Below are 1,585 nucleotides of genomic sequence, written 5' to 3'. Positions count from 1 at the left end.
CGGCGCCTGGGGCGTCGGGGCCGCGGCGGCTGACGAGGACGAGGTCGGTGGCGCCCCGGCCGACAGCCCAGTGCGCGACGTGGGAGCCGATGCCCCCGGTGCCGCCGGTGATCAGGACCGGCCCGGCCGGCGTCCAGGCATCACCACGGCGGGCCGGAACGGGGGTGAGCCTGCGCAGGTGGGGGCCCGACTCCTGGAGCCGGACGGCGTCCTCGGCTCCCGCGACGACGGCACGGACGTGGTCGAGGTCGCCGCCGCGCAGCTCGATCACCCCGCCCCACAGGTCAGGGTGCTCCAGCGCGGCGACCCGGCCGAGCGCGGCGATGGCGGCGGCGTCGGGGCCGTCGACCAGGCACCAGAGCCGCACGTCGTGCCCCGCCGCCCGCTGGACGCGCTCCAGCGCCTCCTCCGCCGTGGCGGGCCGGAAAAGAATCGTCGACCCGGCCGGAAGGTCGGAGACCGTCTCGACGCCCGCCACGGCGGTGTCCCACGCGTAGGTGCCCGCGGGGAACCCGGCGGTCCGGTCGAGGACGGTCGGCGACCAGGTGACGCGGTACCGAAGGGTGTCCGGTGTGGACTTCGCAGGCGCGTCGAGCCAGAAACGCCTGCGCTGGAACGCGTAGGTGGGGAGATCGACCCTGCGCGCCCCGGCATGCACGGTGGCCCAGTCGACGGCCTGCCCGGTGACGTGCAGGCGGGCCAGCGCCTCCAGGACGGAGCGCTGCTCGTCCCGGTCCTTCTTCTGCGCGGGCACGCACCCGTCGACCAGCGGGGTCAGCGCGGCATCCGGGCCGATCTCGACCGCGCGGACCGCACCGAGCCGCCGCACACCGTCGGCGAACCGCACCGTGTCCCGGACGTTGGCGACCCAGTACGCGGCGTCCTCGGGGTCGGCCTCGCCCGCGACCGCGACGAAGTCGACCGTGCGCGGGTGACGGGCGATGGTGGCGACGAGGTCGGCGAACCCGGCGAGGACCTCGTCCATGTGCGCGGAGTGGAAGGCGTGACTGACCTTCAGCAGCGCCGCCTGCACACCCCGTTTCCGGTACTCGTCCACCCTCGCCCGCACGGCGTCCGCGTCACCGGAGACGACGACCGAGTCGGCGGCGTTGACCGCGCCGATCTCGACGCCGTCGGGCAGCACGATGTCCGACTCGGCCACCGCGACGGCCGCCATCGCGCCCCGCGTGGTCACCGCGCCCATGCGGGCGCCACGGTCGACGACGAGCCGGGTGGCGTCCTCCAGCGTGAAGATGCCGGCCACGTGCGCGGCGGCGATCTCGCCGACGGAGTGCCCGATGACCACGTCCGGGGTGACGCCCCACGAGGCGAACAGGCGGGCCAGTGCCACCTCGAACGCGAAGATGGCGGGCTGGGCGTACTCGGTCTCGTCGATGCGCGGGTCGCCGCTGACCACGACCTCCCGCACCGGCTCGGGCAGCAACGCGAGCACCTCGCGCCAGGCCGCCTCGAACTCGGGGAACGCGGCCGCCAGCGCGGTGCCCATGCCGGGCCGCTGCGAGCCCTGACCGGTGAACACGAACGCGGTGCCGCCCGCGACCGCGGTCCCGGCGACGACCTCGGG

General features: G+C 75.5%; 1 protein-coding gene. It reads right to left on the bottom strand.

What is annotated here, in order from left to right; all coding sequences use genetic code 11:
• Positions 1–1,585 (bottom strand): acyltransferase domain-containing protein (locus SACPADRAFT_RS24780; protein WP_007027551.1); only part of this gene is annotated, 1,585 nt, incomplete at both ends.

Source organism: Saccharomonospora iraqiensis subsp. paurometabolica YIM 90007 (assembly GCF_000231035.2).
GTDB classification, from domain to species: domain Bacteria; phylum Actinomycetota; class Actinomycetes; order Mycobacteriales; family Pseudonocardiaceae; genus Saccharomonospora; species Saccharomonospora paurometabolica.
This window is presented reverse-complemented; position numbering and strand designations above follow the sequence as displayed.